Source organism: uncultured Arthrobacter sp. (assembly GCF_964021775.1).
In the GTDB taxonomy this organism is placed as follows: domain Bacteria; phylum Actinomycetota; class Actinomycetes; order Actinomycetales; family Micrococcaceae; genus Arthrobacter.
This window is the reverse complement of record NZ_CAXHZI010000030.1, coordinates 21,980-29,634: the sequence shown is the minus strand read 5'-3', so window position 1 is coordinate 29,634 and position 7,655 is coordinate 21,980. Positions and strand designations below refer to the sequence as shown.

General features: G+C 69.0%; 10 protein-coding genes and 1 tRNA gene. 9 read left to right on the top strand and 2 right to left on the bottom strand.

Annotated elements, in window-relative coordinates; all coding sequences use genetic code 11:
• Window positions 1-93: 93 nt before the first annotated feature.
• Window positions 94-1,365 (top strand): MFS transporter, encoded by a 1,272-nt coding sequence (locus ABIN76_RS16755; protein ID WP_346960801.1) that lies wholly within the window; start codon window positions 94-96, stop codon window positions 1,363-1,365.
• A 67-nt stretch (window positions 1,366-1,432) separates the two neighbouring features.
• On the top strand, window positions 1,433-2,305 hold the full coding sequence (gene htpX / locus ABIN76_RS16750; RefSeq protein ID WP_346960800.1) for a zinc metalloprotease HtpX: 873 nt from the start codon (window positions 1,433-1,435) through the stop codon (window positions 2,303-2,305).
• 60 nt (window positions 2,306-2,365) lie between these two features.
• Here the strand turns inward: htpX and ABIN76_RS16745 are convergent, their stop codons facing one another.
• Window positions 2,366-2,857: a YajQ family cyclic di-GMP-binding protein gene (locus ABIN76_RS16745; protein ID WP_138768479.1), complete on the bottom strand. Its 492-nt coding sequence runs from the start codon at window positions 2,855-2,857 to the stop codon at window positions 2,366-2,368.
• 201 nt (window positions 2,858-3,058) lie between these two features.
• On the opposite strand from ABIN76_RS16745, the gene ABIN76_RS16740 reads away from it, so the two are divergent.
• From ABIN76_RS16740 to ABIN76_RS16720, 5 genes are all read left to right on the top strand, one after another.
• Window positions 3,059-3,313 carry a hypothetical protein gene (locus tag ABIN76_RS16740; protein WP_346960799.1) on the top strand — a complete coding sequence of 85 codons (255 nt, stop codon included), beginning with the start codon at window positions 3,059-3,061 and terminating at the stop codon, window positions 3,311-3,313.
• Between the two features lie 150 nt (window positions 3,314-3,463).
• Window positions 3,464-3,545: transfer RNA gene (locus ABIN76_RS16735), tRNA-Tyr, on the top strand.
• A 230-nt stretch (window positions 3,546-3,775) separates the two neighbouring features.
• Window positions 3,776-4,168 (top strand): STAS/SEC14 domain-containing protein, encoded by a 393-nt coding sequence (locus ABIN76_RS16730; protein ID WP_346960798.1) that lies wholly within the window; start codon window positions 3,776-3,778, stop codon window positions 4,166-4,168.
• Between the two features lie 144 nt (window positions 4,169-4,312).
• Complete coding sequence (locus ABIN76_RS16725) at window positions 4,313-4,489, top strand: DUF1059 domain-containing protein (RefSeq protein WP_346960797.1); 177 nt, start codon at window positions 4,313-4,315, stop codon at window positions 4,487-4,489.
• Complete coding sequence (locus ABIN76_RS16720; RefSeq protein ID WP_346960796.1) at window positions 4,486-5,667, top strand: EAL domain-containing protein; 1,182 nt, start codon at window positions 4,486-4,488, stop codon at window positions 5,665-5,667. Before ABIN76_RS16725 ends, ABIN76_RS16720 begins: the two co-directional genes overlap by 4 nt.
• On the opposite strand, the gene ABIN76_RS16715 is transcribed toward ABIN76_RS16720, so the two are convergent.
• Window positions 5,664-6,482: a hypothetical protein gene (locus ABIN76_RS16715; RefSeq protein WP_346960795.1), complete on the bottom strand. Its 819-nt coding sequence runs from the start codon at window positions 6,480-6,482 to the stop codon at window positions 5,664-5,666. The genes ABIN76_RS16720 and ABIN76_RS16715 overlap by 4 nt on opposite strands.
• Before the next feature lie 177 nt (window positions 6,483-6,659).
• On the opposite strand from ABIN76_RS16715, the gene ABIN76_RS16710 reads away from it, so the two are divergent.
• Together ABIN76_RS16710 and ABIN76_RS16705 are read left to right on the top strand one after the other, a co-directional pair.
• Window positions 6,660-7,214, top strand: coding sequence for a GNAT family N-acetyltransferase (locus tag ABIN76_RS16710; RefSeq protein WP_346960794.1), 555 nt, complete (start codon window positions 6,660-6,662; stop codon window positions 7,212-7,214).
• Between the two features lie 19 nt (window positions 7,215-7,233).
• Window positions 7,234-7,638 carry a VOC family protein gene (locus ABIN76_RS16705; RefSeq protein ID WP_346960793.1) on the top strand — a complete coding sequence of 135 codons (405 nt, stop codon included), beginning with the start codon at window positions 7,234-7,236 and terminating at the stop codon, window positions 7,636-7,638.
• Window positions 7,639-7,655: the final 17 nt, after the last annotated feature.

Below are 7,655 nucleotides of genomic sequence, written 5' to 3'. Positions count from 1 at the left end.
GGGTTTGGAGCGCCGGTTGTGAGGGAGCGTTCGGGTTTGGAGCGCCGGTTGTGAGGGAGCGTCGGGGTTTGGAGATCCCATTAGAGTTGCCCGGTGGGGAAATTCTTGGCGGACATTACGCCGTTACGCGAAAGTCCGGCCTTCCGCCGCCTTTGGCTCGGATCCGCCGCCTCGGCGCTGGGCAGCCAGCTCACCCTGGTGGCCGTGAGCCTCGAGGTCTACCGGATCACCCAGGACAGCCTATATGTGGGCCTGCTGAGCATCTTCGCCCTCGTTCCGCTGGTGTTCGGCGGCCTGCTGGGTGGATCCATTGCCGATGCCCACGACCGCCGCAAGGTCGCGCTGGCCGCCTCCGCCGCGCTCTGGCTGACCACCGCGGGGCTGGCGCTGCAGGCCTGGCTGCAGCTGGGCAACGTCTGGCTGCTGTACGTCTTGGTGGCGGTGCAAAGCGGTGCGCAGGCGATCAACCAACCGGCGCGCAGCGCCATCATCCCGGTCCTGGTCCGCAAGGAGCTGCTGCCCGCGGCCAACGCCCTGAGCATGATGATCTTCGGGCTGACCATGACCGTCGGACCGCTGCTGGCCGGCGTGCTGGTCGCCACGGTCGGCTTCGCCTGGACCTACACGATCGACGTGGCCAGCTTCGCGTTCGTCGTCTGGGCCCTGCTGAAACTGCCGCCGATGCCCCCGGGGCAGGAGTCGCACCGGGCCGGCCTGCGTTCCGTGGTGGAGGGCTTCCGCTTCCTCGGCACCCGTCCCAACCTGCGCATGACCTTCGTGATCGACCTGGTGGCGATGATCCTGGCCCAGCCGCGGGCGCTGCTGCCGGCCATCGCCGCGCTCATGATCGGCGGCGGCGAAGCCACGGTGGGCGTGCTGCTGGCCTCGACCGCCGTCGGGGCCTTCCTCGCCGGGCTCTTCTCCGGCCCGCTCGGTGCAGTGCGGGCGCAGGGCACGGCGGTGGTCTGGTCGGTCATGGGCTGGGGCGCCTCGATCGCGGGGCTGGGCCTCGTCGTCGTGCTCGCCGGCCGGTCCGGCGCCGGAGGCGTGACGTTGTGGCTGGTGCCCGCCGCGGTCTGCTGCGCGCTCGCCGGGATCGCCGACTCGGTCAGCGCCGTGTTCCGCACCACCATCCTGCAGTCGGCCACCCCGGACCATCTGCGCGGGCGGCTGCAGGGCGTCTTTGTGGTGGTTGTCGCCGGCGGACCCCGGGTGGGGGACATGCTCGCCGGCGGCGCGACTAAGCTGCTCAGTGAAGGCTGGGTGCTGCTCGCGGGCGGGGTGCTCTGCGCGGTGGTGGCCTGGCTCGTGGCCCGCTGGCAGTCCGGGTTCCTGCAGTACGACGCGCGGAACCCGGTCCCGTAGCGGTTCGTTTCCCATAGGGGTGGTCCGTGGGACACCTCGACGACGGCGGCATGGCTTGGGAGGATCAGTGCACAACCACCACAACGGACTGAAAACGGCGGCCCTGTTCGGCGTGCTCTGGGCGGTGCTGCTGGGCTTGGGCGCGCTGATTGGATCCAGTATGCGCAGCTCGGCGCCCATCTGGATCATGGCGCTGATCGGCGTCGGCACCACCGCTTACGGCTACTGGAACAGCGACAAGATCGCGATCCGCGCCATGCAGGCGTATCCGGTGACGGAGGCCGAGGCGCCGCAGCTGCACCAGATGGTCCGGGAGCTCTCGGCCCGCGCCAACCAGCCGATGCCCCGGATCTATATTTCGCCGACCATGGCGCCCAACGCCTTCGCCACGGGCCGGAACCCGCAGAACGCCGCGGTCTGCTGCACGCAGGGCATCCTGCAGCTGCTCGACGCCCGCGAACTGCGCGGCGTGCTCGGCCACGAGCTGATGCACGTCTACAACCGGGACATCCTGACCTCGTCGGTGGCAGCCGCCGTCGCCGGTGTGATCACCTCGGTGGGCCAGATGCTGCTGTTCTTCGGCGGCGGGGGCGACCGCCGCAACGCGAACCCGCTGGCCCTGCTCGCGATGGCGCTGCTGGCACCGTTTGCCGCCTCGCTAATCCAGATGGCCATCTCCCGGACCCGGGAGTACGACGCCGACGAGGATGGGTCCGCGCTCACCGGCGACCCGCTGGCGCTGGCCTCGGCGCTGCGCAAGATCGAACAGGGCGTGCAGCTCGCGCCGTTGCCGCAGGACCAGCGGCTGGTGAACGCCTCGCACCTGATGATCGCCAACCCGTTCCGCGGCGGAGGCATGGCTCGGATGTTTTCCACGCACCCGCCGATGAGCGAACGGATCGGCCGGCTGGAACGGATGGCCGGGCGGCAGCTGGGCTAGGCACGAAAAGGCCGGGCCCCGGCGTCGTGATGACGCTGGAACCCGGCCGGTTTGGCGCTCCTAGCTGCGGAAGTTCACGAACTGCAGGTCGGCCTCGTCGAAGCCCTTGAGCAGGTTCATGGTTTCCTGGAGGTCGTCGCGGGACTTGGACGTCACGCGCAGCTCGTCGCCCTGGATCTGGGACTTGACCGACTTGGGCCCCTCGTCGCGGATCAGCTTGTTGATCTTCTTCGCAAGGTCCTGGGCAATGCCCTCCTTGATGGTGGCCTCGAGGCGGAACTCCTTGCCGGAGGGGTAGGGCTCGCCGGTGTCCAGGGACTTCAGCGAGATGCCGCGGCGGATCAGCTTGGACTGCAGCACGTCCAGGACCGCCAGCACCCGCTCCTCGGAGTTGGCCTTCATCAGGATCTTCTCGCCGCTGAAGTCGACCTCGGCACCGACGCCCTTGAAGTCGTAACGCTGCGCCAGTTCCTTCTGTGCCTGGTTCAGCGCGTTGGCGACTTCCTGCTTGTCGACCTTGCTGACGACGTCGAATGTGGATTCGCCTGCCATGACTGTCCTCCTGATGGTTGTCCGGACGCCCTGCTGAAGGGCGGTGTTTTCTGCATTCCAGCCTAGTACGGATGCTCCGGATGTGAAGCTGCGCGGGGGCTGGCGGTCCTCACAGTCGGCTCAAAGCTGAACCACGGGGGGAACGAAGCTTGCCCGGGCACAGTTGTAGTCCTTGGAAGAGCCGCTTGAAAGGCAAAGTACATGAACCGCAAGGCCATCCGTTCCGTCTCCAGCTCCGCCGCCGCCGCGGCCGGTTCGATCACCACGGCGGTGACGTCGGTGGCCGCCGCGGCGCTGGCGGCCTCCATCATCCTCAGCCCGGCCGCGGACGCTTCGGCCCGGCTGGACGGCGTGCAGGCGGACCTGGCCCGGGCGGTGCAGCTGAACCAGGTCACCGCCGAGCAGGCGGCAAAATTCGAGGCCAAACTCGCTGGCCGCATCCTCGGAGAAGCCTGATTTTCCGGGCCATACCCGGCCGGCCGGCGCCGATTCGATTCTTCGCCGGAAGTTCTGTAAAGTTGTCTTGCCCGCGGTTGCTGGAAGCGGAACGGACTGGAAACAGGCCTTTCCACCACAGAAGCCGCGAGTGATCTTCTTTTGAAGTTCGGCAGATTACCCGAGCGGCCAAAGGGGGCTGACTGTAAATCAGCTGGCAACGCCTACGGGGGTTCGAATCCCTCATCTGCCACCCTTGAAAAACCTCCGGAACCACACGGTTCCGGAGGTTTTTCTTTGCCCGGCCGCGCCCTGAAGTCCGGATCACGCCGGCGGCTGCTCCGTAAGTGCCCTTTAGCGGGGTGGAAACGGCGGCTACGGGGCAGTCGATGGGCGGGGAGGCCGTCATTTTCGAGTGAAAACGTGCCCGGCGTCACATCTCGCCCCCGGGAGGCGCTACCCTGTTGCAGGAGGGGGAATCACATGGAGATAGTCCTGGCAGCCGGCAAGGGAACGCTCAGCCTGGATGAGGGCGGAATTCTGCAGCTGGCCTGGGCGTCCGGCTCTGCGCTGGATACGGCGGACGCCGTGGAGTCCGTCCTGGCCATTTCAAAAATCAGTGCCGGGCGCATGCTGCCGTTGCTGATCGACATCAGTGACGTCAAGCTGACTGCCGGAGCCCGTAACCACTACCTGGACAGCCGGTTCGTTTCCTCGGTGGCGCTGGTTGGTGAGTCCAACGTGGACCGGGTGGTGGCCGCCTGGATGCGCCGCGGGAACGACTGTCCCCAGCGCTACTTCACCTCGAAGACCGACGCCCGGCAATGGCTGGCCGGACTGGCCGCCGGCGACGGGACGCAAGCCGTCGCAGGCTGATCCGTCCTGCGGTCGGACAGACTGCCAGGCTGGCCGGACGGCCGAAGGGCGGGCGGGCGACACCCCGGCCGGAGGATCAGCCGATTCGTCATTACTGCAGAGTAGGGTAAGGCGCGTTGATCAAAAAGTGCCTGAGGAGCTCAAATGAAGTCGTTTGCATGTGGTGACGTTGTTCCCGGTTGTGAAGCCCGCTGGGTCTGCAGCACGGACGACGAGATTTTGGTCCAGGTCGGCGCCCATGCCGCATCCGTGCACGGCCTGACCGATCTTTCCCCCGAGCTCGTCGGCTCGGTGCGCAAAGCTATCGTCCCGGCTAGTTGATTCCCGCGGCGGGCGGGCCGCATCCCGACGCCGGCGCCGGCACTCCAGCCCCTCCGGACTGGGAGCGCCTGCTCGCGTCCGCCTGCCGCGGTGAAGGGCTGGCGACGGCCTATCAGCCCATTATCGATACGGCGCGGGGAGCGGTGGTGGGCTACGAAGCCCTGGCACGGTTTCCCGGTTATGCCGAGAAGAACCCCGAAGTGTGGTTTGCCGCCGCCCGCGCCCACGGTAAAGCCGCCGAGCTTGAATCTGCCGCGCTGCGCACGGCACTGAAGGCCCGCGCCGCGCTGCCGGCCAACTGCTTCCTGACCCTCAACGTTTCACCCGAACTGCTGACGTCCGAGTGCATCCGCAGCGTGTGGCGCGACGAGGGCAAGCTGGGCGGCCTGATCGTCGAACTGACGGAGCAGACGCCGATCGATTCGTACGTGGAGCTGGAACCGGACCTGAACCAGTTGCGCGCCGCCGGTGCCCTGATCGCCGTCGACGACGCCGGAGCCGGCTACGCGGGCCTGCGCCACCTGCTGGCCCTGCGTCCCTCGATGATCAAGATCGACCGGGCCCTGATCCAGGACGTCGACCGCGATGAGGCGAAGCGAGCCCTGATCGGGATGCTTGGCGCCTTTGCGAGCCGCGTGGATGCCTGGATCCTGGCCGAGGGGGTGGAGCGGGCCGAGGAGCTCGAAGCGCTTGTCTCGCTGGGTGTACCGCTCGTGCAGGGCTACTACCTTGCCCGGCCGGCTCCGCCGTGGGCCGGCATCGACCTTGACCTGGCACACCGCCTCGCCAGCACACGGCCGGTGGCGCACAAGACGGTCATCCGCGACGTCGTCGAACCGGCGGCAACGGTGGACAGCGTCGCGCGGGCCGCCGAGGCTTTTGCAGCCAACCCGGCGCTGGAAGCAGTCGTGCTGCTCGGCGAGCACCTGCGGCCGGTCGCCGTGCTGGACGCGGGGGCGGCTGCGCTTGCCGTGGTGAGCCCGGGGATGCGCGTGAACCTCGATACTCCGCTCAGCCAGGCGCTGGCCCGTTCCATGACGAGGCCGAACGCCCAAAGGTTCGACACGCTTTTGGTGACCGACAACGCAGGACGCTTTGCCGGCGTCGCCCGGATGGAGCGCATGATCCTTGCGCTCACCGGAAGCGGCGACGAGGCCGCGGACCTGACTGCAGACTAGCCCGGTCCGCTCCCGAGTGGCACGAGCCGGAACGAGTATTGCCCCGTGCTGCCAGCGGGCGCCATGCTCAGCTCAGCGCCCTCCCAGGGCAGTTGCAACAGGACGCTGATGACTTCCCCGCACGGGACGGTCCGTTCGGACAGGACTTCGGCGCCGTTCCAGCTGCGGATGGACAGCCGCGTCGCCGCAGTCCCGCGGCAGGCGAAATTCAGGTCGTAGAGGCCGGGCGGGGCGGAGAGCCCAAAGCTGGTCGGCGCGTCGGACGTGGCGGAGCCCCGGTATTCGCCGGGGACCGAGGGATCCAGGACGTCCCGGGCCCAGGCGCTGGCACCGAAATTCTCGCGCAGCGATTCGTCCGTGTTGGGCTCGATCTTCACCCCGGCGACGCCGGCATCGAGGCCGTACAGGGCGGTGGCACGGGCCGTAAGTATGCCGCCCGTGTGCCGGATGAACGTGGCGCGGGCCTCGCCGCAGGGGTAGTCCCAGGCCTCCGGAAGTCCCTGTCCCCGGACCAGCTTTACTTCCAGCCGGGTGGCGCCGGAGCATGCCGCCGTCAGCAGGTAGTCCCCGGCAGCGAGGTCGGTGGTCCACTCGGCGGTCTTGCCAGTTGCATACGGAACGCCGGAACCGGCAGGCGGGCCCGCGAGTTGCCGGGTCACTTCGGCCAGGAATGCGGCGGGGTCCACGGAGCGCGTGGCAGTCGGCGCGGGCTCGGGCGCCTCCTCGGGGCTGTATTCGCACCCAGCCAGGGGCAGGAGCAGAACCAGCAGCAATACCTTCGCGCGCAGGATCCGCGCCCCCGACAGAGCCGACATGCCCCGAGTCTAACGCCGCCCCGGGGACCACACCTGGCCCGCGGGGCGGGCCGGGGACGGGGCCGCGGCGGCAAGGCCGGAGACCCGGGCCCGTCAGCGGGGCGGCGCTACCCCGGCCCGTCAGCGGCGCGGCGCTGGCCGCTGCAGCAAGGAGGATCCGGAAGGATGGGGAGGGTGATGACTGAGAGTCCCAGCGCGCTGGCAGGCGAGCTGCCCGGCGGTGTCCGGATCAGGCTGCTGCGCGGCTCCGACGCCGAGCGGCTGGGTGCCGCCTACCGGCGGAACCGGGAGCACCTCGCGCCCTGGGAACCGGTCCGGAGCGCGGAATTCTTCGCGGCGGAGGGCCAGCGGGCGAACATCGCCGGCAAGCTCGCCATGTTCTCCGCCGGGGCCGCCGTTCCCTGGATCCTGCTGCAGGGCGACCGGGCGGTGGGCACGATGACATTGAGCGGCATCGTGCGGGGCCCGTTCCGCAGCGCCAACCTCGGCTACTGGGTGGACCAGGAATGTACCGGCCGGGGCGTCGGCACGGCCGCCGTCGCCCACGTTGCCGCTGCCGCCGGCACCGCGCTGGAGCTGCACCGCATCCAGGCGGCCACCCTGCCGCAGAACGCCGCCTCGCAGACTGTGCTGCGGCGCGCCGGTTTCCAGCAGATCGGGCTGGCCCCGGAGTACCTGCATATCGCCGGCAGCTGGCAGGACCATGTCCTGTTCCAGCGCATCCTGCACTGACGCGTGGGAGACTCACACAGTGACTGACGAATCTTTCGGCGCCCTGCACCACATCGAGCTGTGGGTACCGGACCTCGGCCGGGCCACGGACCACTGGGGCTGGCTGCTGGCCCGGCTCGGCTACGAGCAGTACCAGGACTGGCCCGGCGGGCGCAGCTGGCGGCGCGGGCCCACGTACATCGTCGTCGAGGAGTCCCCGGACCTGAGTGGCCGGAACCACCACCGCACGGCACCGGGGCTGAACCACCTGGCGTTCCGGGCCGGGACGCCGGTGCACGTGGACGCGCTGGCGGCGGACGCCCCCGCCCACGGCTGGACCGGGCTGTTCCCGGAGGAGTATCCGCATGCGGGCGGCCCCGGCCACTACGCCGCCTACCTGGTCAACGCGGACGGCTTCGAAGTCGAGCTGGTCGCCGCGGACTGACCCGACCGCCGCGGACT

Bases quoted from the DNA above. Each gene is read 5' to 3' on its own strand.
- ABIN76_RS16745 (WP_138768479.1), bottom strand. From the start codon at position 2,857: ATGGCAGGCGAATCCACATTCGACGTCGTCAGCAAGGTCGACAAGCAG.
- ABIN76_RS16740 (WP_346960799.1), top strand. From the start codon at position 3,059: ATGAACCGCAAGGCCATCCGTTCCGTCTCCAGCTCCGCCGCCGCCGCG.
- ABIN76_RS16730 (WP_346960798.1), top strand. From the start codon at position 3,776: ATGGAGATAGTCCTGGCAGCCGGCAAGGGAACGCTCAGCCTGGATGAG.
- ABIN76_RS16725 (WP_346960797.1), top strand. From the start codon at position 4,313: ATGAAGTCGTTTGCATGTGGTGACGTTGTTCCCGGTTGTGAAGCCCGC.
- ABIN76_RS16715 (WP_346960795.1), bottom strand. From the start codon at position 6,482: ATGTCGGCTCTGTCGGGGGCGCGGATCCTGCGCGCGAAGGTATTGCTG.
- ABIN76_RS16710 (WP_346960794.1), top strand. From the start codon at position 6,660: ATGACTGAGAGTCCCAGCGCGCTGGCAGGCGAGCTGCCCGGCGGTGTC.